General features: G+C 72.5%; 26 protein-coding genes. 12 read left to right on the top strand and 14 right to left on the bottom strand.

All coding sequences use genetic code 11. The annotated features are described in order from the left end of the window. Positions 1 to 485: 485 nt before the first annotated feature. Both OG393_RS31455 and OG393_RS31450 read right to left on the bottom strand, forming a co-directional pair. Positions 486 to 1541: an enoyl-CoA hydratase/isomerase family protein gene (locus OG393_RS31455; RefSeq protein WP_327378104.1), complete on the bottom strand. Its 1056-nt coding sequence runs from the start codon at positions 1539 to 1541 to the stop codon at positions 486 to 488. Between the two features lie 174 nt (positions 1542 to 1715). Continuing rightward, positions 1716 to 2531 (bottom strand): LysR family substrate-binding domain-containing protein, encoded by an 816-nt coding sequence (locus OG393_RS31450; RefSeq protein WP_327378103.1) that lies wholly within the window; start codon positions 2529 to 2531, stop codon positions 1716 to 1718. 58 nt (positions 2532 to 2589) lie between these two features. On the opposite strand from OG393_RS31450, the gene OG393_RS31445 reads away from it, so the two are divergent. From OG393_RS31445 to OG393_RS31435, 3 genes are all read left to right on the top strand, one after another. Continuing rightward, the gene (locus tag OG393_RS31445; protein ID WP_327378102.1) at positions 2590 to 3006 is read left to right on the top strand and encodes a DUF5997 family protein; all 417 of its coding nucleotides are present in this window, start codon (positions 2590 to 2592) and stop codon (positions 3004 to 3006) included. Positions 3007 to 3141: 135 nt separating this feature from the next. Continuing rightward, complete coding sequence (locus OG393_RS31440; protein WP_327378101.1) at positions 3142 to 3360, top strand: DUF6296 family protein; 219 nt, start codon at positions 3142 to 3144, stop codon at positions 3358 to 3360. Positions 3361 to 3456: 96 nt separating this feature from the next. Then, on the top strand, positions 3457 to 4128 hold the full coding sequence (locus OG393_RS31435; protein WP_327378099.1) for a maltokinase N-terminal cap-like domain-containing protein: 672 nt from the start codon (positions 3457 to 3459) through the stop codon (positions 4126 to 4128). A gap of 50 nt (positions 4129 to 4178) precedes the next feature. Here the strand turns inward: OG393_RS31435 and OG393_RS31430 are convergent, their stop codons facing one another. The 7 genes from OG393_RS31430 to OG393_RS31400 all read right to left on the bottom strand — a co-directional run bounded on the left by OG393_RS31430 (position 4179) and on the right by OG393_RS31400 (position 11883). Continuing rightward, positions 4179 to 5105, bottom strand: coding sequence for a glutaminase (locus OG393_RS31430; RefSeq protein WP_327378098.1), 927 nt, complete (start codon positions 5103 to 5105; stop codon positions 4179 to 4181). A 179-nt stretch (positions 5106 to 5284) separates the two neighbouring features. Then, a complete protein-coding gene (locus OG393_RS31425; RefSeq protein WP_327378097.1) occupies positions 5285 to 5674 on the bottom strand; it encodes a hypothetical protein in 390 nt (129 codons plus the stop codon). Between the two features lie 336 nt (positions 5675 to 6010). Beyond that, positions 6011 to 6772, bottom strand: coding sequence for a hypothetical protein (locus tag OG393_RS31420; RefSeq protein ID WP_327378096.1), 762 nt, complete (start codon positions 6770 to 6772; stop codon positions 6011 to 6013). A gap of 162 nt (positions 6773 to 6934) precedes the next feature. Then, entirely contained in the window at positions 6935 to 8296 is a 1362-nt protein-coding gene (locus OG393_RS31415; protein WP_327378095.1) for a phosphoribosyltransferase family protein, read from the bottom strand. Between the two features lie 53 nt (positions 8297 to 8349). Continuing rightward, on the bottom strand, positions 8350 to 9462 hold the full coding sequence (locus OG393_RS31410) for a CapA family protein (RefSeq protein WP_327378094.1): 1113 nt from the start codon (positions 9460 to 9462) through the stop codon (positions 8350 to 8352). 279 nt (positions 9463 to 9741) lie between these two features. Continuing rightward, the gene (locus tag OG393_RS31405; protein WP_327378093.1) at positions 9742 to 10659 is read right to left on the bottom strand and encodes a phosphatase domain-containing protein; all 918 of its coding nucleotides are present in this window, start codon (positions 10657 to 10659) and stop codon (positions 9742 to 9744) included. 3 nt (positions 10660 to 10662) lie between these two features. Beyond that, entirely contained in the window at positions 10663 to 11883 is a 1221-nt protein-coding gene (locus tag OG393_RS31400; protein WP_327378092.1) for an RNA ligase, read from the bottom strand. Positions 11884 to 12124: 241 nt separating this feature from the next. Here OG393_RS31400 and OG393_RS31395 point away from each other — a divergent pair, with 241 nt between their 5' ends. The 7 genes from OG393_RS31395 (at position 12125) to OG393_RS31365 (ending at position 18276) form a co-directional block, all read left to right on the top strand. Further along, entirely contained in the window at positions 12125 to 12667 is a 543-nt protein-coding gene (locus OG393_RS31395) for a GNAT family N-acetyltransferase (RefSeq protein WP_327378091.1), read from the top strand. 202 nt (positions 12668 to 12869) lie between these two features. Beyond that, positions 12870 to 13055, top strand: coding sequence for a hypothetical protein (locus OG393_RS31390; protein ID WP_327378090.1), 186 nt, complete (start codon positions 12870 to 12872; stop codon positions 13053 to 13055). 18 nt (positions 13056 to 13073) lie between these two features. Then, positions 13074 to 13742 (top strand): endonuclease/exonuclease/phosphatase family protein, encoded by a 669-nt coding sequence (locus tag OG393_RS31385; protein WP_327378088.1) that lies wholly within the window; start codon positions 13074 to 13076, stop codon positions 13740 to 13742. A 452-nt stretch (positions 13743 to 14194) separates the two neighbouring features. Continuing rightward, positions 14195 to 15058 carry an endonuclease I family protein gene (locus OG393_RS31380; RefSeq protein ID WP_327378087.1) on the top strand — a complete coding sequence of 288 codons (864 nt, stop codon included), beginning with the start codon at positions 14195 to 14197 and terminating at the stop codon, positions 15056 to 15058. Positions 15059 to 15298: 240 nt separating this feature from the next. Next, positions 15299 to 16015: a flavodoxin family protein gene (locus tag OG393_RS31375; protein WP_442817382.1), complete on the top strand. Its 717-nt coding sequence runs from the start codon at positions 15299 to 15301 to the stop codon at positions 16013 to 16015. A 162-nt stretch (positions 16016 to 16177) separates the two neighbouring features. Further along, positions 16178 to 17452 carry a VWA domain-containing protein gene (locus tag OG393_RS31370; protein WP_327378085.1) on the top strand — a complete coding sequence of 425 codons (1275 nt, stop codon included), beginning with the start codon at positions 16178 to 16180 and terminating at the stop codon, positions 17450 to 17452. Next, positions 17452 to 18276 (top strand): hypothetical protein, encoded by an 825-nt coding sequence (locus tag OG393_RS31365; RefSeq protein ID WP_327378083.1) that lies wholly within the window; start codon positions 17452 to 17454, stop codon positions 18274 to 18276. Before OG393_RS31370 ends, OG393_RS31365 begins: the two co-directional genes overlap by 1 nt. A 94-nt stretch (positions 18277 to 18370) precedes the next feature. Here the strand turns inward: OG393_RS31365 and OG393_RS31360 are convergent, their stop codons facing one another. The 3 genes from OG393_RS31360 to OG393_RS31350 all read right to left on the bottom strand — a co-directional run bounded on the left by OG393_RS31360 (position 18371) and on the right by OG393_RS31350 (position 20918). Beyond that, a complete protein-coding gene (locus tag OG393_RS31360; protein ID WP_327378082.1) occupies positions 18371 to 18991 on the bottom strand; it encodes a hypothetical protein in 621 nt (206 codons plus the stop codon). Between the two features lie 75 nt (positions 18992 to 19066). Continuing rightward, positions 19067 to 20395, bottom strand: coding sequence for a YncE family protein (locus tag OG393_RS31355; protein WP_327378081.1), 1329 nt, complete (start codon positions 20393 to 20395; stop codon positions 19067 to 19069). 181 nt (positions 20396 to 20576) lie between these two features. Next, positions 20577 to 20918, bottom strand: coding sequence for a hypothetical protein (locus OG393_RS31350; RefSeq protein WP_327378080.1), 342 nt, complete (start codon positions 20916 to 20918; stop codon positions 20577 to 20579). 323 nt (positions 20919 to 21241) lie between these two features. On the opposite strand from OG393_RS31350, the gene OG393_RS31345 reads away from it, so the two are divergent. Continuing rightward, a complete protein-coding gene (locus OG393_RS31345) occupies positions 21242 to 21682 on the top strand; it encodes an OsmC family protein (RefSeq protein WP_327378079.1) in 441 nt (146 codons plus the stop codon). Between the two features lie 93 nt (positions 21683 to 21775). Next, entirely contained in the window at positions 21776 to 22390 is a 615-nt protein-coding gene (locus tag OG393_RS31340; protein WP_327378607.1) for a type 1 glutamine amidotransferase domain-containing protein, read from the top strand. 65 nt (positions 22391 to 22455) lie between these two features. Here OG393_RS31340 and OG393_RS31335 read toward each other — a convergent pair whose 3' ends face one another. Beyond that, on the bottom strand, positions 22456 to 22986 hold the full coding sequence (locus tag OG393_RS31335; protein ID WP_327378078.1) for a GNAT family N-acetyltransferase: 531 nt from the start codon (positions 22984 to 22986) through the stop codon (positions 22456 to 22458). 246 nt (positions 22987 to 23232) lie between these two features. Further along, positions 23233 to 23604 (bottom strand): cupin domain-containing protein, encoded by a 372-nt coding sequence (locus OG393_RS31330; protein WP_327378077.1) that lies wholly within the window; start codon positions 23602 to 23604, stop codon positions 23233 to 23235. Positions 23605 to 23618: the final 14 nt, after the last annotated feature.

The raw sequence follows: 23618 nt of genomic DNA, 5'->3' as shown, positions 1-23618 counted from the left end.
GAAGATGGACGGGGTATCAACTAATCTGGCGTTGATTTTTGGCACGCTGTTGAGTTCTCAAGGAACGGACGCTTCCTTCGTACTCACCCTCTCGGGCTTTCCTCCGGGCATTTTCCCTTCGGTATTTCGTGTTTCCGACTCTACCAGACCTTTCCGGTCCGATTTCTTCGGTGCTTTCCGGTCCCGTTCGCTTTCGCTCCGGGCCCTTCCGGCGTTTCCGACTCTATCAGATCCTTTCGGGCCTGATTCCCAGTCAGAGGGGTTTGTCATCACTGCTGTTGGGCAGTTCCGACGCTCGAACTCTAACGCTTTCCCCCCGTGACTCATAATCGAGTCGTTCGACATGAATTCCGGCATGCCGAAATTCATCCCGTGAGGGAGACCGTACGGAGTTGAGGTGCCGCTGCTGCGGCGGGAGTGGCTGACACGGAACCGTTCCGTCCCGTGGCAACCCGGAGAACACTACCCGACCCGGAATGCCCGGGTCAAGTCGCCCGCTCCGGGCGCCGGGCCTGGTCCCGCGGGCCGGCGAGGTAGCGCGCGACGACCTCGTCCGTGACCTCCGTGAGTGTGGGCGGGAACCACCGGGGGCTGCGGTCCTTGTCGATGACCTGTGCGCGGATGCCCTCCACCAGGTCCCGGGAGCGGAGTGCGGAACACGAGAGCCGGAGCTCCATGTCCAGGACGCTTTCCAGCGAGTCGAGTGTCCGGGCGTGACGGAGGGCGGCGAGGGTGACCTTCAGGGCGAGCGGGGACCGGGACTGCAAAGTGTCGGCGGCTGCCTTCGCCTCCGTACGCCCGGAGTCCTGCAGCCGGTCGATGATCGACTCGACCGTGTCCGCCGCGTAGCAGGCGTCGATCCAGTCCCGGTGATCCGCGAGGGCTCCGGCGGGCGCGGGCCGGGCGTAGCGGGGCAGTGCCTCGTGTGCCGGAGAAAGCGTCAGCTCGCTCGCCAGCCCGGACAGTCCAGCGGAGGGGACGTAGTGGTCGGCGAGGCCGGCGAGCAGGGCGTCGGCGGCACCGACGGGCGTGCCGGTCAGGGCGAGGTGGGTACCCAGCTCGCCCGGAGCGCGGCTGAGCAGGTAGGTCCCCCCGACGTCGGGGACGAAGCCGATGCCCGTCTCGGGCATGGCGACGCGGGAGCGTTCCGTGACGACGCGCACGGAACCGTGGGCGGAGACGCCCACGCCGCCGCCCATCACGATCCCGTCCATGAAGGCCACGTACGGCTTGCCGTACCGGGCGATGCGGGCGTTGAGGCGGTACTCGTCACGCCAGAAGCCGACCGACGCCGAGCCGCCGCCACGGGCGTCGTCGTGGATGGCCCGGATGTCGCCGCCCGCGCACAGTCCGCGTTCCCCGGCGCCCGTGATGACGATCGTCTCGACGGCTGGGTCGTCCTCCCACACCGTCAGGGCCTCGTCGATCCGGCGCACCATCGCGTGGGTGAGGGCGTTGATGGCTTTCGGACGGTTCAGGGTGATGAAGCCCGCCCGGCCTCGTGTGTCGAGCAGGACGTGCGGTTCCCCGGTGGCGGTCACCGTACGGACTCCGCGTGGTCGAGGCCCTCACTCAGTCGCATGGTCGTGCCGCTCCCCTCCGGAAAGGATCTTCCCGGCCACCGTAGCCGTCGGGAAGGCCGGGGCACAGGGGGCGCCGGGGACACGGGGTGCACGGGAGCGCCCGGCACTCGGCACTCGGCGCGGCCGGACGCGTCATCCGCGACGGCGTGGCTTGCCCCGCTTGCTTCCCCTGGCTCCGCCGGAACCTCCCACGGCCCCGCGTCCGCCTCGCCCCGAGGCCGGCTTTCCCCCGCCCGCCCGTCCCCCCGCCGCCTTGCCGCCGGACTTGGCGGCCGATGGCTTGCGCGGGACACCTCCCGCCTCGGTGCCCTTGCCTGAGGGCTGGGTCGTGGCCTGCTTCCGGCCCCGCGTGCTGTTGACCGTACGGCCGCGGACGATCCCGATGAACTCCTCTACCAGGTCGGTCGTCTCGTCCTCCGGCCACGACAGGGCGACCCGGGACTCCGGAGCGTCCAGGACCGGCCGGTAGGTCAGGTCCTTGCGGTGGTGGAGGCGGGCGAGCGACTGGGGCGCCACGAGCACGCCGACCCCCGCGGCCACCAGCTCGACGGCGTCCGCGGTCGTGGCGGGGCGTTCGAGCGCCGGGCGTCCCGGCGGACGCTCCCAGTCCAGGGTGTCGTCGAGGGGGTGCAGCACGATCTCGTCGGCGAGGTCCGCCAGGGAGACCTCCTCGACCGCGGTCACGGCGTGGTCTTTGGGGATCACGACGACGGTTGTCTCGCTGTAGAGCGGGATGGCGCTGAGTTCCGTCCGGTCGACGGGCAGGCGCAGGAAGCCGGCGTCGGCTTCACGGGCGCGGAGCACGCCGGACGCGTCGGCGGCGGGGACACCGACGAGAGTCAGAGGTACCTCGGGCAGCCGCTCGTTCCAGATCCGCACCCACTTCGTGGGCGTCACTCCCGGTACGTAGGCGAGCCGGAACGACGGGGATTCTTCCGAGCTGGTCACGTCGCCAGCTTACTGGCCGTGGTCAGAGACAGCGCACATGCTCGATACCCTTGGCGGCATGACGTCGCACCAGAGCGCCCAGACGATGAAGCCCGCGACCGCGGCGAAGAAGTTGGGTGTGTACCTCGAAGCCACCCCCGCCGAGTTCCGGGAGGGTGTCGTTTCGCGCACCGAACTGAACCGGCTCCAGGCCGATCCGCCCGCATGGCTGGTGGAGCTGCGGCGCAACGGCCCGCACCCCCGGCCCGTCGTGGCGTCGAAGCTCGGAGTGTCCATCGCGGGTCTCGCGCGGGGCGGGGTCACAGAACCTCTCACCACCGAGCAGATCGACGCGCTGAAGACGGAGGACCCCGAGTGGCTCCGGAAGGAGCGCGCGACGCAGGCCGAGGTCCGCAAGGAGACGGTGCGGATCAAGGAGAAGAACGCCGAGAAGGCCGAGAAGCGGGACACGCAGGAGCACGGGTCGCGTTCCTGACCAGGTGACGGCCCCGGGTTCCGTGTTCCCGGGCCTTCGCTCGCCTCCCCCGGAGCCCGGCCGGCCGGTCCCGGCTCCTCGATCGGCCGGGCCGCGGAAAAGGCCCACGGGGTCGTACATCGGTATAAAGGGTGTATGGGACGCAGAGAGCGTTACGAGCTGACCTTCCCCGTGTCAGGTGACTCCATCGTGGTCTCCCGCACCGAGCGCAAGGGAGCCGGCGGGCACCCGGTCTACGCCGACGAGTCCGGCATCGTCCAGGCCGAGATCGACGAACACGGCCACGTGCGCATGGTTGCCAGCGGTGGGCACCAACGCCCTGACCTGCCCGGTCGCGCGGTCCCTCTGCCTTAGCCGTCCCGCTCCCCCAGGGCTCGCTCCCGGCCCGCTTCCTTCCCCGCCTCGTCCGGATCAAGGGAATCCCGCCCGGCCGACGGGAGTTCACCCGGCATGGCAGTCATTCACCACACCACGATGAATCCCGGCAAGACGGCGCTGCTCGCCGGCTGGCTTCCCACCCAGCCGTGGTACGCCGGTAGCGGGAGCGCCCCGGAATTGCACCGGGTCGGCGGGTTCCGCCTCGACGATCCGCAGGGCGAGGTGGGCATCGAGTTCATGGTCGTCACGGACACGTCCGGCGTCCGTCCCGTCACGTACCACGTGCCGCTCGGATACCGCGGTGCTCCGTTGGACGGAGGCGGGCCCGCGCTCGTCGGTACGTCCGAGCACGGCGTGCTGGGCACACGGTGGATCTACGACGGAGCCCACGATCCGGTGGTCGCGGCGCAGCTGCTGGCGCTGCTCCAGGGACGCGCCGAGCCGCAGGCGCAGGGTGAGTCCGGCGTCCCCGATCACTCGGTGACGTGGGCCTTGGGGTCCGGCCCGGAGGGCGGGGCGTTCGCCGCGGCGGAGGGCACCCCGAGCGTCGTCGGACAGACGGCGGAGGCGACGGTGCTCGGTGTGCCCGGCGTACCAGGGCTCGTCGTCGAGGTGACCCGGGTGCTGCGCGCGGGGGACAGGACCGGCGAGGCCGTCCGTGGGACGGTGACGGCGGGGTGGCGGGCGCCCGGGGGTGGCCGGAGCCGGGGCCCGTTCGTCGTGCTGCGGTCCACTGGGGCCTGAACCGTCGGACAGCGGGGCGGGGCCGCGCCACGCCCCGCTGTGGAGCGCGGTCAGAAGACGGACAGGCCGGTGATGGTGGTGAAGCGGTCCAGGGCCGCGGCACCCGCGACGGAGTTGCCGCGTTCGTCGAGGCCGGGGCTCCAGACGCACAGGGTGCACCGGCCGGGGACCACGGCGATGATGCCGCCGCCGACGCCGCTCTTGGCGGGCAGCCCGACCCGGTAGGCGAAGTCCCCGGCCGCGTCGTACGTTCCGCAGGTGAGCATGACGGCGTTGACCTGCTTGGCCTGGCTCCGGGTCAGCAGCCGTGAGCCGTCGGCGCGGATGCCATGGCGGGCGAGAAAGCCGGTGGCGAGCGCGAGGTCACCGCACGAGGCAGCGATCGAGCACTGCCGGAAGTACTGGCGGAGCAGCGTCGGCACGGGGTTGACGATGTTCCCGTAGGAGGCCATGAAGTAGGCGAGTGCGGCGTTCCGGTCGCCGCGGTCGGTCTCGGAGGCGGCGACGTCGCGGTCGAAGTCGAGATCGGGGTTGCCGCTCTCCTCCCGCAGGAAGTCGAGGAGGGTGCCCGAGGCGTCGGCGGTGAGGCGGTGGAGCCGGTCGGTGACGGCGAGGGCGCCGGCGTTGATGAACGGATTGCGGGGGATGCCGTTCTCGTACTCGAGCTGGACGAGCGAGTTGAACGGGTTGCCGGACGGCTCCCTGCCGACGTGTTCCCAGAGGACGTCTTTCTCGCGGGCAAGGGCCAGAGCGAGCGTGAAGACCTTGGTGACCGACTGGGTGGAGAACGGCTCCTGCCAGTCCCCCACGCCGTACACCGTCCCGTCGAGTTCGGCGACGGCCATCCCGAAGCGGCTCGTGTCGGCGGCGGCCAGTGCCGGAATGTAGTCGGCGGCCCGGCCTCGGTCGGAGAGGCCCTCGATCTCCTCGGCGATGCGCTCGAGGACGGGCAGGAAGGACAGCAGCATGATCGCCATTGTGCCGCGCGGGGCGGCGGGGCGACGCGGCGGGGCGGGCCCGTCAGGGAGCGGAGGCGGTGATGTCGCCGGTACCGGGGGCACGGGCCTCCCCGGCGACGGGCTCGGCCGACGAGCAAGGCCGGGCGCGCCGCCGGGGAGGTCGGGTGTTCCGAGCGGGGCAGCCCGGAGCGGTGGACTCAGACGGCCGTGGCGGGGGCGGTCGTGGAAGGCGCGGTCGTGGTAGGGGCGGGGGTGTCCGGGGACTCGGCGAGCTCCCAGGCGTGACGCTTGAAGTCCCTCGCGAAGTCCGGGTGGTCCTCCCAGTTGCGGGCGATGCCGCGCAGGACGTCCCAGTTGTGTTCCAGGGCCTGGTCGATGATGTGGCGCAGCGTCGTGTCGGCCGCGGCCCGCTGCTCGGCCATTCCCTTGACGGCGCCCGCGGCCTTGACGGTCCCGAGGAGCGCCCGCAGGGCGCGTGAGGTGTCGTCCATGCCGAAGCCGTGCTCGCTTCCCGTCTCGGCGTCGAAGAGCGGTCGGAGGCGTGCCTCGATGAACGCGTGGATGCGTTCGAAGTGCCGGACGTCCATCAGGGTGTCTCCCTCTCATGCCGACGGGCCGTGCGCGGGCCGTCGGCGTCGTGCGTGGTCACTGGTGCCGGGTGGTGCGGCCGTCGTACCGAAGCGGGGCGGGCGCGCACCCTCCCCATCATCGCGTGGCCCCGGTCGGGTCGACGGACGGGGCTCCGGCGTTCCTCGGCGGAAGACGAAGGCGTGGTGGGCCGCGGAGTCGTGGTGGGCGGTGTGTCGCGGTGAACGGACGGCCGACGCGAGACGGGGGTGGGACGGTGCCCGCGGCGTCGCGGGCACGCCGCCAGGCGGGGGTCCGCCGCGTGGTGGCTCGGGCCGGTCGGGGTGGGCCCGGGGTCAGCGTGCGAGTACGTCCCGGGGTCCCATGACGACGACCGGGTCCTTCGCGGGGTCCAGGGCGCGCAGCAGGCGGGGCATCACCTCGCGGTCCAGCGAGATGCACGCTTGCGTGGGACCACCGTGGTCGACGTGGATCCAGACGCCACCGCCCTTCTCCGCCCCGAGGGGCCGTGACCTGTCGAGCGGCGTCGTGCCGGGCACGCGGTTGTAGTCGATCGCGACCACGTAGTCGAAGGAGCCCTCCAGGGGCTCCCCGACGAATCCGGTGCCCTGGACGACGTACGCCTCGTCGTGGTCGTAGGGGAGCCGAGCGCCGGGGTCGGGGAGCCTTCCCCCCGCGTCCCCGATCCGGAACACGCCGATCGGGGAGCGCAGATCGCCCACCATGTGGGAGTCGGTCCATCCCCTGAGCGCGTTGTGCGCGGGCCATGGTCCCGCCGTCGGACGCCAGCGGTCGGTCGCGTCGCGCTCGTAGAGGACCACAGTGGCCTCGTTGGCGTCGAGCGACGCGCCGGACACCACCAGTGCCTGGCCGGTCCCGTCCGGAACGTGTGCGCGTGTCAGCGCTCCGACTCCCGGGATGACGTCGACGGGGGTGGGGTCGGCCGGGGTCTCCCGAGGGCCGGGAGCGGGGGCCCCGCGGTTGGCGGCGTCGGAACGGCCGGTGGGCGCGGCCGGCTCCTTCGTGCAGCCGGGGAGCAGCGACAGCACACAGACGGTACCGATGAGCGCGTACGCCGCGCCTTTGCGGACGGACATGGGGCAGCATCCTCCGACGCCAAAGGGGGAAGGCAACGTAGGCATCCGTACCCGGCGCCCGGCTTCCCCCGCTCGTCCGGCGGCACACTCACCCGTCCAGGGCATCGGTCGACCGGAGCGGGCAGGAGTCGGCGGGGCGGGACCGCGTGGTGTGCGCTCTCGCTACGTCGGTGGAGGGTCGTCGGTCTCGCCGTGGCCGTCGGCCGTTCGGACGTGCTCGCGGAACCAGTCCCCCGCGAGGGTGCCGACCTGCTCGAGGGTGCCAGGTTCCTCGAAGAGGTGGCCGGCGCCGGGGACGACGACGAGTCTGTTCTCGCAGCGCAAGGCGCGCAGCGCTTCCTCGTTCAGCCGGACGACGGGTTCGTCACGGCTGCCCACGATGAGCAGGGTGGGGGCGCGCACCCGGTCGAGGCGGGGGGCCGCGAGGTCGGGCCGGCCGCCGCGGGAGACGACTGCGGCGACGGTGGAGGTGGGTTCCGCCGCGGCCCAGAGGGCGGCCGCCGCGCCGGTGCTGGCGCCGAAGTAGCAGATCGGACGGCTCGTGGTCTCCGGCCGGCCGAGCAGCCAGCGGGTGGCGCCGGTGAGGCGGTCGGCCAGCAGGGGGGTGTCGAACACGAGGGAACGGTCCGCCGCCTCCTCTTCCGTGAGGAGGTCGAAGAGGAGAGTGCCGAGGCCGGCGCGGTGGAGTGCCCCGGCCACGGAGCGGTTGCGGGGGCTGAGGCGGCTACTGCCGCTCCCGTGCGCGAACAGGACGGTCCCGGCGGCGCCCGTCGGCACCGTCAGACGGCCGTCGACCCGGTCGCCGCCCAGCGGAATGAGGACAGCGGTGTCCGTGGCCTCCGGGCCTGGGGCCCCTTCGGTGTCCGGGCGGGCGGCGGGCCCGCGGTGCGCGGCGCGGTCGCGTGCCAGCCAGTCGAGGACCTCCTCGTCGGTGGTCTGGGAGAAGTCCTCGTAGAACTGGCCGATCGCGTAGAAGAACGCGGGCTCGTGCACGCAGAACGTCTCGTCCGCCGCGTCGCCCACGCGGTCCGGCCAACCGCGGGGCGCGACGGGAACGGCGAGTACGACCCGGGCGGCTCCCTGGGCGCGGACGACCCGGCAGGCGGCCAGCGCGGTGGCGCCCGTCGCCAGGCCGTCGTCCACGATCAGGACGGTCCTGCCGCGGAGCGGCGTGGGTGCGCGTGTCCCGCGATAGCGGCGTGTCCGCTGCGCGAGGAGCGCGCGTTCGCGCTCCTCGACGGCCGCCATCTCCCGGTCGATGACCCCCGTCTCGCGCACCACGCCGTCGTTGACGACCCGGACGCCGTTCTCGCCGATCGCACCCATGGCCAGCTCCGGCTGCTGCGGCACGCCCAGTTTGCGTACGAGACAGATGTCCAGGGGCGCGTCGAGGGCCTCGGCGACCTGTGCGGCGACCGGTACGCCCCCTCGGGGGAGTCCGAGGACCACGAGGTCGCGGCCGGTGAGGTGATCCAGGCGGGCGGCGAGCTGTCGGCCCGCGTCGACGCGGTCGGTGAAATACATGGTCTGCTCGTCCTCCTGCTCCCGAGGGGTTCCGGAGAGCGGACGCGGGACCGCTAGGCGGGGCGGGCGATGAGGTTCCCGTCCGGGGCCACGGTGATCCCTGTGCCGTGGGGCCGGCTGATCCGGCCCAGTAGGTCGTGGAGCAGGCGCGTGTCGGGTCCTGAGGCGTGTTCCAGCCGCAGGCGCCTGGCCTGCAGGGGGATGAGGCGCACCTCCCTGACGCGGCCGTCCTCGCGGGCTACGGAGGCGACGTGGAGCAGCCGCAGGTCGTCGCGGTATTCCTCGTGGCCGGAGATGCCCTCGTAGTCGTCGATGAGGTCTCCGCAGCCGTGCAGGATGAGTTTGCCCCGGTACGTCTCCAGGGGGCGTGGGTGGTGCGAGGAGTGTCCGTGGACGATGTCGGCGCCGCCGTCGATCAGGGTGTGCGCGAAGGCGATGTGGGTGGCGGGGAGGGTGTACCCCCAGTTGGAGCCCCAGTGCAGCGAGACGACGGCGATGTCCCCGGGGCTCTTCAGGCGCCGCAGGAGGGTGGTGACGCGGGCCGCGGTGCGGTCGTCCGCTCGTGCGGCGAAATCGATGCCGCCCCGGTGCGCCGTGGCCGCCCAGTCGGAGGGTACGCCGCTGGACGCCAGGCCCAGGGCGACGACGATGATCCGCCCCCCGTCGCGCAGGGGGACGACGGCGGGTCGGCGTGCGCGGTCGCTGTCGCGGCCGGCACCCGCCGTGCGCAGGCCCGCGGCGGCGAGGGAGTCGAGGGTCTCGTCGAGTCCGCGGTGGCCGTAGTCCAGGACGTGGTTGTTCGCCAGTACGCAGACGTCGGGACGGACGGTCGCGAGGCACGGCAGATTCGCCGGGTGCATCCGGTAGTGGATGGCCTTCCCCGGGACGGGAGCCCCGTCGTGGGTCACGGCGGTCTCCAGGTTGACGATCCGGGCGTCGGGCGCCGCGCGGTCGAGGGCGGCCCGTGCGGCTCCCCAGGGGTATCCGAAGCCGGCGGGGCGAGGGACGGGGCCGTGTGCCGTCTCGGCGAGGGACACGTAGGCGCGGGCATCGCTCACGTACCGCTCGGGAAGGCTCGGATCGCCGGGATGGGGAAGGATCTGGTCGATTCCCCTGCCGAGCATCACGTCTCCGCTGAGGAACAGCCTGACCAGGTCAGTGCCCATGCGTCCAGGGTAGACGGCGGGGCCCGGCGATGCGGTGCCGAGGCCGGGGCCGGAGTGGCCCGGGGTTCAGGGAGGTGGACCGTGAGCGATTCGTACCCCGTTGTCTTCCGCTCCCCGGGCTGACCGTGGCCGGGGGATTCCTCCCACGGTCGTCTGACCCTCTCGGTGGTTTCCCGCCCCGGTCCACGAGTTCGAGCGGGGAGGGGTGACGGTCTCGGTCTCCCTGGCGCGCCCACCCGACCGTCCCCCGCCCGTCTCTCCCGGGCGGGGGCGGACGGGTCAGAAGCTGCCGTAGTTGACCTGCCAGGTCGGCAGACCCATACGTCGCCACACCGCGACCACCCGGTCGCGGTCGTCCAGGGAGACACGCACCGCGTAGCGGTGCCGTACATGGGCGTCGAAGAGTTCGGCCTTCACGATGTCGTCGCTACGGCCGTCGCCCGCCGCACGCATCCACAGTTCGTCGTACGGCACCTGGTGTCGTGTCAGCCATGCCTCGGTGAGCGCCCGGTGCTCCTCGCCGCGGCCGGACAGCAGCACGATCCTGTCGCCGTCGGCCCGGCGGAAGGCGCGCAGGGCGTCGCCGACCGAGACGTTGAGCAGGTCGAGGTCGCAGCGGGTGAAGTCGTACGGCCCCCGGTCGCCGCGCAGGGCGAGGGTGCCGTCGATGTCGCACATCACGGCGGAGGGCAGCGTCGGGTCGGCGACGTAGGGCCGGACCGCGGGGCGGGCTCCGAGCCATTCGGCGGTGAGCCGCCAGCCCCCGCGGGTGGCCTTCTCGTGCGCGTCGGCGAGGATGCGGATGATCTCCTCACCGACGGGACGTTCCCGCAGGGCGTCGCGCCGCACGCATTCCTCGACCGCCACGTCGGTGAAGTCGTGGACGACGAACCCGGCGTCGAGGCCGGTGACCGCGGCCATGAGCCGTCGCGGGATGTGCGGGGTGAGGTGGGTGTTGTCGACGACCACGTCGAAACCGCCCTCGACGGCGGAGCGGACCGCCGCGTCCTGGATGTCCAGCACGGTCCGCTCGTGGGCACGTGAACGGCCGTGCTCGGGGGTGGGGACATCGAGCATGCGGCGCAGGTCGTCGAGGTTGACCCGGCGCATCCGGCCCTCCGACTCCGCCTGGAGCTCTCGGGCCGCGGTGGTCTTGCCCGAGGCGGGCAGTCCCGTCATGACGTGTACGTCGGGCACGGGTCAGTTCTCCTCGTCGTCGGTGAAGGTGTCCGCAGGACGCGGCCGGACGGCCCGCCAGACGAGCAGGTCGACCGGCCGTCCGTCCAGACGCGGGAACATCGCCGACCGGACGCCCTCGTCGACGGGCAGGGTCTTGACGGCCTGGGCGAACGCCCTGCGGTCGTCCGCGAGGTGCGCGATGCTTCGGAACGCCTCGTCGATGGCGCGTGCGCGGGCCGCTGCCTCGTCCTCCAGGCGGTCGATCACCTCGCGCACCCAGACGTCGAACTCGTCCGGCACCCGTGCCAGCAGGTCGTCCAGCGGGCGTCCGCCCGCCGCCCTCACCTCACCGAGTTCGTGGAGCGAGAGGCCCAGGCCCTGGGCGAGCCGCTTGGCCGCGGTGTCGGCGAAGCGCTGGATGCCGTGGCCGCGCCAGATATCGCGTTCGGTGACGCCGGTCAGCAGTCCGTGCAGGCGGACGTACTCGGACAGCTTGGCCTTCGCCCGGAACCCCGAGGCGAAGCGGAGCACGAAGCCCTCGGCGTCGACGCCGGTCGCCTTCCCGCCACCGGGCAGGGTGTTCGACTCGGTCAGCTCGACCAGTTCCTCGATCGTCATGGCCGGCCAGACGGTCACGGCCGAGCCGACACCACTCCAGCCGGGGGTGGCCTCGGCGAGCGGGACCTCCGTCCCGTCCTTGCCGAACGCGGCGAGGAGCACGAGGTCACGGCGCTCGCCGTAGTCCACGACGATACGATTCCGCGGGTAGATGATCTCAGCCAGGTAGGTGACGCCCGGGGTCAGTGCGGCGGTGTCCGCGCCATCGAGGTGACGCTGCGCCCAGGTGGCCTGCGCACTGATGAAGGAGCCCTTGGACGCCACACGCCAGCGGCCCGCGTAGTGGAAGACCACGGCGAGGCTTCCGTCGACCTTCTCGTAGACCTCGAACGGCTCGTCGGGCAGCGCGGGTGCGTAGGGCTGACCGCTCGCGTGCTCGCCCAGGTTGAAGAACTTCGGCAACGGCAGCGCGACGATCTCGCCGGTGACGTCGTCGGCGACCAGCCCCCGGCAGCGGGTGGTGACCCGGTTCCAGACCCGTTCGTACTGACAGACCCTCGTGTAGGTGTAGATCGACAGCGGGAGTTCGGGGTGTGACTTACGCGTGACGTGTCCCGCGTCGAGGGCGGCCACCAGCTCGTTCGAGGGCAGCACGTCGTGCAGAGTCAGGTGTCCCTGGCTCATGGGTTCCTCCTGGTTCGTGGTGCCCCATTGTCATGTGCGGCCGGTCCCACCGGCACCGGGTTTTCTCGGGTGCGGCGGGTGGCGAGACACGGCCGGGTTGGCTCGCGGCGGAGTGTGTGCCCGTCCGAGGCGGGGGCGGCGGCACAACCGGCAGAACGCGTCCCGGGCGAATTCCGGTGAGTCGGTGAAGACCGCCCGGATATCCTGCCCCGTCCCGAACAGACCTGGGAGGTCCCCCACCATGAGCAGCGCCCCGTCGCCCTTTCCCGCTCGGATCGAGCTCACGGGAGAGGGGCTCGTCCTGCGCGACTGGACGGAGGAGGACGTGGCCGCGATGCCGGATCTCTTCGATCACCCCGACATCGCGTACTGGACGCCGATCGTCTCCCCCTTCGACGAGACGGCGGCCCGCAGGCGGCTGGACACGGACCGGAGGCTGCGGGCGGAGGGCACGGCGATCCTGCTCGCGATCACCGTGGACGGCGGCGCGCCACTGGGCGAGGTGATGCTGCGACGGGCCCCCGAGGGGACGGAACTCGGCTACGCGGTCGGCCCGGCGCACCGGGGGCAGGGGCTGGCCGCCCGTGCGGTGCGGGTGATGGCCGCGTACGCCTTCGAGGAGCTGGGCGCGGACCGGGTGATCCTGGAGCTGGAGGCCGAGAACACGTCCAGCGTGGCCGTGGCCTCCAGGGCGGGCTTCGGCCTGCTCGATGTGCCGCTCATCGAAGGGGAGGACAAGGGCCGGCCGTACTCCCTGCAGACCTGGGGCCTGGACCGCGCCTGACACGCGCTCTTCGTCCCGGCGGGGCAACGCCGGGCGCGGAACTGGCTTCTCGTGGTCGGGCGTTCCCGATCACGGGACGGGTGGGGCACGGCGGTCTCGGGTGTGCGCCGGAAGCCCGGGAAGCGGGAAGGGGAGTGCCGTGGGCGCAGGAAAGTCCGGGGCGCGGAGGCGATGGCCTCGCGGAGTCGTCGGTGGGACCGTCATGGTGCCGACCGCCGCCCTTGAGCCGGGGCACGCCTTCGTGCCCCGGCTGCCGGGCAACGCCATGAGCCTGCTGGAGACCTTCCTGCCGTGGCTCGGCCTGGTGGGCGTGTGCGGTCTCGTCCTGGCCGTCGTGCGTCGTTCGCTCGCCACGGCGCTGGCGGGTGCGTTGGTCCTCGTCGCCTGAGGCTGGACCTTCCGGTCGGTGCTGCCGTCCGCGGACCCGGGTCCGCACGAGTTCACCGTGGTCCAGCACAACGTGAGCGACGAGAACCCCGCTCCGTACCGGGTCGTCCTCGGCGCCGAGCCCGACCTGATCGCCCTGGAGGAACTGACCCCGTCGCGCCTGCCGGCGTTCCGCTCGGCGCTCGCCGCGACCCATCCCCATCACACGACGGTGGGATTGTGGTCGCGGTATCCGCTGGCGGATTCCGGCGCGGTGGACATCAGACCCCGCGATGCCGACGAGGGCTGGGAGCGTGGGCTGCGAACGCTGGTGCGCAGCCCACACGGTGAGGTGGTCACGTATGTGGCGCATCTTCCCTCGGTACGGATCCGGGCGGCCGAGGGATACGCCACAGGGTGGCGCGACGAGAGCGCGCGGCGGCTCGGGCGGGCGGTCGCCGCGGAACCGGCGCACAGCAGGCTGCTGATCGTCGGCGACCTCAACGGCACCGTGGACGACCGGGGGCGGCGACCCGTCACTTCCCTGGTCCACGGCGAGCGGAGCCGGTTCGCCTTCAGCTGGCCGGCCCGTCTGCCGCTGGCCCGCATCGACCATGTCCTGGCCCGGGGCGCGGTGGTCACGAAGACCTGGACGCTCCCCGAGACCGGGAGCGATCACCGGCCGGTCGCGGCGCGGCTGCGTTTCTGACGGGGAGTAGGTCCCCGGCCGTCGGGACGGCGCCCCGGCGGACGTCTCGCCGAACCGCTCGCCGGACGTCCCGTCGGCGGCCCCGCCGGGTTCTCCTCACCGAGAACGCGGCGTCCCGTCGGCGCCGCCTCGATTCGGACCGGGACGGCCGCGGTGCCGGCCCCGTACCCGCTCGGCACCGGCCGGGGGGGGCGCGGCCTGGCGACCGGTTCCGCTCGACACCCCGCGACTCGCGGGAGACAGGCGATCGACCGGCTCGCGGCCGTAGCGAGCGGGCGCGTCGGGCCCGCCAGGTGTGGAGCGAGGCATTCCTTGGACGCCTTTTGGTCATGCACCGTTCAATGGCGCGCTGTTCGCACGTCCGTGCGACGCCTTTCTACGCGCGCAGAGTGGGTTCCCGCACGCCCGTTCAGACGTACCGCCCGCCCCTCACCCCCATGGAGGAACGACGGATGCCCGGACTCGACAGACTCCCCCGCCCCCTCGCCGCTGTCGCCGCGTTCACCGCCCTTCTCGCGGCCGGCCTCACCCCCGCGACGGCCACCGCCTCACCGACGCCGGTCGCCCCTCCCGCCGTCGGCCGCGCCCTGCCCGCGGGAGGCGCGGCTCTCACCGCCACGACCACGGACTACGACAGCACGTACTACCGGACCGCGATAGGCAAGACGGGCACCAGCCTGAAGTCCTCGCTGCACACCATCATCAAGAACCAGAACAAGATCTCGTACAGCGCGGTATGGAACGCCCTGAAGGTCACCGACCAGGACCCGTACAACAGCGCCAACGTGGTACTGCTGTACAGCGGTACCTCGCGGAGCAAGTCGCTCAACGGCGGCAACGTGGGTGACTGGAACCGCGAGCACGTGTGGGCCAAGTCCCACGGGGACTTCGGCACCGCCACCGGACCGGGCACCGATCTGCACCACCTGCGCCCGGCGGACGTACAGGTCAACAGCATCCGCGGGAACAAGGACTTCGACAACGGCGGAAGTCCCGTCAGCGGTGCCCCCGGCAGCTGCACGGACGCCGACTCCTTCGAGCCACGCGACGCCGACAAGGGCGACGTCGCCCGCATGATCCTCTACATGGCCGTGCGCTACGAGGGCGACGACGCCTGGGCCGACCTGGAGCCCAACAACTCGACGTCCAACGGCAGCGCCCCCTACCACGGCCGCCTCTCGGTCCTGAAACAGTGGAACGAGCAGGACCCTCCGAGCGCCTTCGAGGAACGGCGCAACGACGTCATCTACGGCACCTACCAGGGCAACCGCAACCCCTTCATCGACCACCCGGAATGGGTCGAGGCGATCTGGTAGACCCACCGCGCCGCGCGCCGGGCCTCCCGCTCCCACCGGGAGGTCCGGCGCACCGCCGGAAGGCCGGTCCCGGTGTGGACACCGGGGACACCGGGGACACCGGACACGCACCGGGAACGACGGTGACACCGAGGGACGGCCCCGGGCACGCCGTGTCACGCGTTCGGCCGTCCCGGGTGGCCCGCCGCGCCCGGTGTCAGCACGCTGTGGGGGAATCCGACCCCCATGAGGAGACGGCCGATGCCCGCGACTCCGTACCGCTACGACGACCTGCGCGCCCTGTACGTGAACTGCACGCTCAAGCGGTCGCCGGAGACCAGCAACACCGAGGGCCTGATCGAGCGCAGTCGCGCCGTGATGGAGCAGCAGGGCGTGACGACCACGACGGTGCGGGCCGTCGACCACGACATCGCGACCGGCGTCTGGCCGGACATGACCGAACACGGCTGGGCGACGGACGCCTGGCCGGAACTGTACGAACAGGTCATGGCCGCGGACATCCTGGTGTTGTGCGGTCCCATCTGGCTCGGCGACAACAGCTCGGTGATGAAGCGGGTGATCGAGCGCCTGTACGCCTGCTCCAGCATCCTCAACCACGAGGGCCAGTACGCCTACTACGGGCGGGTCGGCGGTTGTCTGATCACGGGGAACGAGGACGGCGTCAAGCACTGCGCGATGAACGTGCTCTACAGCCTGCAGCATCTCGGATACGTGATCCCGCCGCAGGCGGACGCCGGCTGGATCGGCGAGGCGGGTCCCGGGCCGTCGTATCTCGACGCCGGCTCCGGAGGTCCGGAGAACGACTTCACCAACCGCAACACGGCCTTCATGGCGTGGAACCTGATGCATCTGGCGGCGTTGATCAGGAGCGCGGGGGGTATCCCGGCGCACGGCAACCAGCGCTCCGCCTGGGACGCGGGCTGCAAGCCCGACTTCCCCAACCCCGAGCATCGCTGAGCAATTCGCCGCGGGCCGGGCGCGTCGACGGGGCCCTGAGCCGGGGCGGCGAGGTGGGCGCGACTCCCGCAGTGGTCTCCGGCGACCGCTGCTGACGGTCCCCCAGCAGGGCGGTCACGAGGCCGTTTTGGATTGTCGGTAGATCCTCCATACGATCCGCCAATGATCACGAGAAAACGGCTGGCGACCCGGGCCGGTGCCCTGCTCGCCGCACTGGCCGTCGGGCTCGTCCCGACCCACGCCGCCGCCGACGAACCGGTGGCCAAGGAATCCCCCAAGGTCGAGCTGGTACTCGACGTGAGCGGCTCGATGCGGGCCCGCGACATCGACGGCCAGTCCCGGATGGCCGCCGCCAAGCAGGCGTTCAACGAGGTACTGGACGCCGTGCCCGAAGAGGTACGGCTCGGCATACGGACCCTCGGAGCCGACTATCCCGGGCAGGACCGCCAACAGGGCTGCAAGGACACCCGGCAGCTCTATCCGGTCGGCCCGCTCGACCGGACCGAGGCGAAGACGGCCGTCGCCACCCTGACTCCCACCGGCTGGACACCGATCGGTCCCGCTCTGCTCGGGGCCGCGAAGGACCTCGAAGGCGGTGAGGCCACCCGCCGGATCGTGCTCATCACCGACGGCGAGGACACCTGCGCCCCGCTCGACCCCTGTGAGGTGGCGCGGGAGATCGCCGCCAAGGGCATCCATCTGACGATCGACACCCTCGGGCTGGTGCCGGACGCCAAGACCCGGCAGCAGCTCACCTGCATCGCCGAAGCGACCGGCGGCACGTACACCTCGGTCCAGCACACCGAGGAGCTCTCCGGACGGGTCCGGGAGCTGGTCGACCGCGCGGCCGAGCCGGTCGTCACGCCGGTCGCCACCGAAGGCGCCGGCCGGTGCGCGGACGCGCCCCGGCTGGAGCCCGGCCTGTACACCGACCGCGAGACCTTCGGCCAGCACCGCTGGTACCGGGTGGACGTGCTGCCGGGACAGGAGCTGCGGGCCTCCGTGAGCGTGTCCGCGGACCGCGCGGTCGACAACGACTACGGCGTCCTGCTCCGCGCGGTGACCGTGCACGGCAGGGAGATCGTCCGGGGCTCGGAAGCCGGTGACGGCCGGACGGACGTGATCTCGACCGGCCTGCGCTACCCGAAGCCTCCGGCGGACGACGTCGACGGGGACGCGAAGCCCGCGGCCGAGACGGTCTGCCTGCAGGTCAGCAACTCCTTCTCCGCTCCCGCGTCGGTGAAGACGACACCGGGCATGCCGGTCGAGCTGACCGTGGGCCTCGTCGACGCGGCCGACGGTGCCTCCGACGTGGCCGCCTTCGGGCTCGGCCGCGGCTGGTGGCTGCTGGGCGTACTCGTACTGGCCGGTTTCGTGGGCGGGCTCCTGTGGGGCTGGCTGTCCCGCTGGCGCGTCGCCGTCTGGAGGAGCAACTGATGCGTACCGTACGCGCCCTGACCACCGCACTGCTGGCGGGCTCCGCCCTGCTCGGTGCCGCCGGGCCGGCCCCGGCCGACTCTCCCACACCGTCCGGCAGCGCGAGCGCGGAGGCAGCCGCGGGCCCCACCCGGGCGGGCACCGGTTTCCGTGACGCGGCCGCGTTCCGGCAGGGGAGTCAGGCCACGGCGAGCGCCTCCACGGGTGACTACCTGTACTGGGTGTTCCCGGCCGACACCGGGCAGCGGCCGACGGTACGGGCCACGGTCACCCTGCCCGAGGCGTCGCTGCGCCACGGCGCGTCGACCTGGCGGGTCGACGTCTACGACGGGCTGCGCCGCCGGCAGCCCTGCGTGTACGGGGCGCAGGCGCGGACGGCGGCCCGCGAGGCGGCGTCCGTGGAGCTGTCCTGCACCCTGCGTACGGTGCGGCCCTGGGCCGAGACCTGGGACGACGACCCGCTGCCCGGCAGCTACTACGTCCGGCTGACGGTCACCGGCCTTCCCGAGGAGGACCTCGGCCAGCCGTTCACCGCGCAGGTCGGCGCGGTGTCCGCGGAGAAGGGCGGCGCGTACGCGGGCGGCGGCTCGCTCGCGGCGCCCCTGGTGCCGGGTGCGACCACCGCGGAGGCGGCCGAGGCCGCCGACGCGCGGCCGTCGGCGGTCGAGGCGCGGGCGCCCGAGGACGGCTGGTCCTCGGGCTGGTGGTCCGACCGCTGGGTCTGGACAGCGGTCGGCGGCCTGCTCGGTGCGCTCGCCGGCATCGGCGGCTACTCCCTGACGCGTGGTTCCGGCCGGCCGTCGCGGGTTCCGCCGGCGGCCTGACGACCCGACCGGGGTGCGCGGGCGAACGGGCCGCGCACCCCGGCGGACGGCACCATCCGGGCCGGCTCCGACGCGGACTCCGTGATCACACGGGTCAGGGAGGCGTGGGGCGGGGACCGCGGGGCCAGTCGTAGCCCTCGATGAACCGTTCGAGGACCGGCGAGGCGCCGGTGGCCAGCAGGACGCAGGCGCCGATGCCGTCGGCGAAGGTCGCGTGGCCGCCGGCGGCGGCGCGCTCCATCCGCCGGGAGGAGCTGATGCCGATCAGTCCGCCGTCCACGACGTGCTGCCACAGGGCGGCGTGGCGCCGGGCGGGGACGACCAGTTGGCCGGTGCCCGGTACCGGTCGCGGGCCGAGGAAGCGCAACTGGAGCTTGACCAGAGGGTCCTGACCTCCCATACCGGACCAGCCGGTGGCGATGTCGGTCCGGGTGTGAAGGTCCACGGCGCCGTACGTGTCGAGGAGGTCGAATGCCTCGCGCAGCTGTGGGACGACGGCGAACGTGCGCTCGTCCTCGTGGACGTGGAGGACGAGCACGGGGCACGGGGGTCCGGGGCCCGTGCCGTTGTCCGGCGTCATGAGCCCGGCGGCGGTCACGTGGACCGTTCCCGCCAGGAAGTCCTGGCGGTGCCGCGCCTCGTCCTCGGCGGTGAACGGCGTCCAGCGGATCTGTGGCTCGGGCGCCGGTCCGGACACCGGTTCGTCGTGGTTCACGGCAGGGAGGCTGCCCGCCACGGCGCCCGGTACACGTGCGGCACGTCGTCCGACGCCGCCGGTGGCGGGGCGGTCTCATCCCCCGGCGGGCCCGGTCCAGCCGTCGGGGACGTGCGCGAGGCGGACGCGCTGCGGGTGGTCCCCTACGGCGACGGACGCGACGGGCCTGCCGGTGGCGAAGTCGATGGCGGTGACCCGGTCGGCGCCGCTCTCCGAGATGACGCAGGCGCGGCCGTCGCCGCTGACGGTCGCCCAATAGGGCTTGTCGGCGTCCACGAGCGGGCCCTCGGTGAGGGTGGCCCGGTCGACGACGGTGGCGTAGTCGTCCATGGTGGCCGCGACGCAGAGCCGCTTGCCGTCGGGACTCATCGACAGGCCGTGGTGGCGGGAGTCGTTGACCCAGGTGGTGCGGTCCGGGTCGGTGGCCGGGTTCCGCGGGAGGCTCTTGAGGCGGGTGATGCGGTCGGTGGTGACGTCGTACTCGAGGAAGCCGTTGAAGAAGGAAACCTGGAAGTAGAGGGTGGACTCGTCGGGTGTGAAGGCCACGGGCCGGACGGCGTCGGAGAGGTCCTTGCGGCCGAAGGCGTCGAGCCGGTCGCGCATGTCGATGACGCGTACCCGCTCGAAGGTGCGTGCGTCGACGACGGTGATGCGCCGGTCACCCTTGGTCCAGTCCCAGAACGGCGTGTCGAGGGCGGTGGTGACCTCGCCGATGGACATGTTCCACAGGTACCGGCCGTCGGCGCTGAAGACGTTCTCGTGCGGTGTGTCGCCGGTGCCGAAGGAGCCGAGCTCCCGGCCGGTGGTGATGTCGAGGACATGGACCTTGCCGGCGGTGGAGGCCGAGACGGCGACACGGGTGCCGTCGGGCGAGACGGCCATGTGGTCGGAACGGTAACCAGCCACGGGGAAACGCCAGTTGATTGCTCCGGTGCGCAGGTCGATCGAGACGACGTCGGCGAAGCTGGGGCGGGATACGACCATGGCCGTGCCGTCCGGCGTGGAGTACATGTCGTCGACGAACTGATCGTGTCCTTCGCCGGGCCCGTGGCGGACGCCGAGGAAGTAGGCGAGCTTGACGGGGTTGAGGGATATCTCCCACAGCCGGCTGACCCGGTCGGGCACGACGTCGACGCGGCCGATCCTCCGGAAGGCGCCGGTCGCCTCGATGACGTCGGCGGTACCGTCCCAGTTGTTCCCGACGAACATCACCTGGCGCAGGCCGGTGGTGGCGGGGGACACGGACACCGTGCGGAGCGGGGCGGCCCGGCCGGACGGCGGGGCGCCGAAGGGTGCGGCGGCCAGGGTCGCTCCCCCGCCGACGACGCCCAGGGCGAGCGCGGCCACGGTGACGAGCGCTCCGAGCAGGAGGCGGCGCGCGCCGCGGTTCCGGGCAGCGGACATCCGAGGTCCTTTCGCGGACTGACGGCCCCTCCACCTCGACGGAGAAGGCGAGTTACTCGAAAGTAGGCAGTCGTCCCGAACACCACAAGAGGCAGTGCGGAAGGAGTCCGTGCGCCACGCGTGTGGGGGCGGCGCCGGCCGTCGAAGAGGCCGCCGGCCGGCCTGCCGATACGGCGCGGGGTCACGCGGACCCCGACCGTCCGGAGAAGCCGCGGTCGGCACCACACCGGCGCGACGGCACGGTGGGGCGGGTCCCCGCGGAGCGCGGCGACCGCGTGGTCCGGGCGCCGGCACCCGCCGTCCGGCGCAGCACCCGGTCGCCGCAGCCGCGGATCTGCTCGCGGGAGATCCGGGCTCGCTGCCCGCCGCCGGCGATCAGCGCGTTCACCGGGGTCGTGGGGTCGGCGCCGACCAACCTGGCGAGCAGCACGCCCACGAGCAGCGGGCCGAGGGCCGCGGCCAGTGCCGTGCCGGTGGCGGTGATGTGCCGTATGCGGTGCTGGTGCCGGTCGCGCGAGATCATGGCCCTATTCGACCGGCGGGAGCCACGGCTCGGCATGCGCCGGGGTACTCAGACCACCCGTGCCCGCTACTCGGATATCCGACGCGTCCTCCCCGGCACGCCCACCGTCCCGGTGGCGCCGCGCGCTCCCTCTCCCTCGGCAGCTCGGCGCTTCGGTTCTTCTCGTCCGGCCGTTCACCCGTCCACCGCCGTACCGGCGGGCGATCATGTACCCGAGCCGTCGTACGCGCCGGACCGGCTCGCCCGCTCGGCGGTGCGGAGCCGGCCGGGTGGCGTGGCACGGTCGACCGCACCGTCCCCGCACGCGAAGGAGAACCGCCGCCATGGCCGAGTACCGCATCGAGACAGTCCGCGAGGGCTACCGGAGCTGGACCGCACGGAACGACCGCGGCGCGGAGGTGCGGATCGGGGCGGCCGACGATCCGGACGTGCAGCCCTCGTTCAGCCCCGTCGAACTCCTGCTGGCGGCGATGGGCGGCTGCGGCGGCATGGTGGTGGACCGCACGGCACGGGCAGTGGACCACGAGGAGCTGCGCATCGTCGTGGAGTCGGCCACCGAGTCGGAGGACCCGGGCAGGCTGGGCCGGATCAGGGTCAGTTACGAGTTCGTACTGCCCGAGAGCAACCCCCGGGCGGCGGAGGTCTTCGCCCGCGCGGTGCGGCTCACCCATGAGAAGTTCTGCACCGTCAGCCGCACCGTCGAGCACGGCACCGAGGTGGAGGCGGTGCTTCCGGACGGGACGGTCGGCTTCCGCGCGGGCTGAGCCCGGCGGCCGACCTGGCTCCGTGCGGCCTCCGCCCGGCATGGTCCGCGGCGTCCCGGTCTGGAACCGCGCCACGGGGTGACTCGCGGGATGATGGAAGTCCGGCGACGAGAGGAGACGGCCGTGTCCTTCGACGGCAGACGGGTCCTCGTGATCACGACGAACTACGGCACCGAGCAGGACGAACTGGAGCAGCCGGTCGCCACGCTGCACGCGGCCGGTGCCCGGGTCACTGTCGCCGCCCAGAAGGACGAGCCGGTCCGGACCCTGGTGTCGGACCGGCGGCCGGGCGACACGGTGATCCCCGACGGCGCCTATACGGAGCTGTCCGCGGACTTGTTCGACGCGGTCGTCGTGCCGGGCGGCACCCTCAACGCGGACCGACTGCGCACCGACGTGGTGGCCCAGCGGCTGGTCACGGAGTTCGCCGACGCCGGCCGGACGGTCGCCGCCATCTGCCACGGGCCCTGGCTGCTCGTCGACAGCGGTCTGGTCCGGGGGCGGCGGCTGACCTCGTACCCGTCTCTCCGCGCGGACCTGACGAACGCGGGCGGCACCTGGCAGGACCGCAGTGTCGTCGTCGACGACGCGGGCGGATTCCCGTTGATCACCTCGCGGCGGCCGGCCGACCTCGAGCCCTTCAGCGACGCGATCATCCGGTCCCTCGGCGGGTCACCCGGCGAGGCGACACCGCGCGTAGGGACGTGAGCACCGGCGCGGTGGACGCGCCGTGCCGCATCCGGAGTGTGCGAAGCCCTCGGCCGCCGCGGGCGTCACAGCGCGATCCAGTAACGACGCTTCAGGCCGATCTCCGTCCGGCGCGTGTCCTCCAGGACGCCGCCGTTGCGCTCGATGGTGCGCGCGGAGGCGATGTTGTCGTCGTCGCAGGTCACCAGGATCCGTTCGAGCCCCAAGGCGCGGGCCTCGGGCAGCACCGCGCCCAGCGCCCACGTCGCGAGGCCGCGCCGGCGGGCGGAGGGGCGGACGCTGTAGCCGACGTGCCCGCCGGCCCGCAGCAGGAAGTCGTTGAGCCAGTGACGCAGGTCGACGGCGCCCATGTACGCACCGTCCTCGACGATCCACCAGTGCGTGGCGCGCACCCAGCCCTCCGCGAGCGGCCGGGCGGGGTCGGACTGTTCCCGCAGGCGGCCCACCCAGGAGGCGAAGACCTCCGGGGCGGCGAAGGCGTCCTCCTGGGCCAGCCGCATCCCCGCACCGTCCTGGTGGGCTCCGGGGAGCCACTCGGCGTGGGCTTCGAGCCACGAGGCGTGGAGACGTGCCGTGGGAGCGACGAGTTCGGGCATGCCGGCGACGATAACAGGCCAACGCCCCTGATGAGCGGCGTCTTTCCGCGCGGGCCGGCCCTCCGGACAGGGGCCCCGCGGCGTGTTCCGCGACCCGTGAGGCGGCCCCCCGCCCCTCGGGGAACCGGCACCGGACTCATTGTGGTGGCGCAGGCGCCACCTCGGCTTCGGCGGGAGCCGCTCCGTGCGCCGCCTGCGAGGCGAGCCCCGGGCAGGCGGCACCCCCGGGTCGGGTGGTACTCCGGGTCAGGCGTCCGGGCGTACGGCGTAGTCGCCGAAGCCCGCCCAGTCCAGGGCCACGCAGGGTTCGTCCCCGAGGACCCACGCGTCGTGACCCGGCGTCACGGCCATGAAGTCGCCCGGACCGAGTTCGGCCGACTCGCCGTCGTCCATGACGACCTTCATCCGTCCGCTGACGACGTATCCGACGTGGGACGCCTGGCAGCTTTCGGTGCCGGCGATCGGCTTGACGTGCTCGGACCACTTCCAGCCCGGTTCGAACACGGCACGGCCGACGGCGCCGAGTTGGGTGGTCAGGAGGTCCAGCCGCCCCTTCCCGTCCTCGAACGGGCGGGTCTCATCCGCGGAGTCGAAGCTCCTGGACACGATTCCGCTCATAGGGCATCCACCTC

Origin of the sequence: Streptomyces sp. NBC_01216 (assembly GCF_035994945.1) — a bacterium.
GTDB lineage: Bacteria > Actinomycetota > Actinomycetes > Streptomycetales > Streptomycetaceae > Streptomyces.
This window is presented reverse-complemented; position numbering and strand designations above follow the sequence as displayed.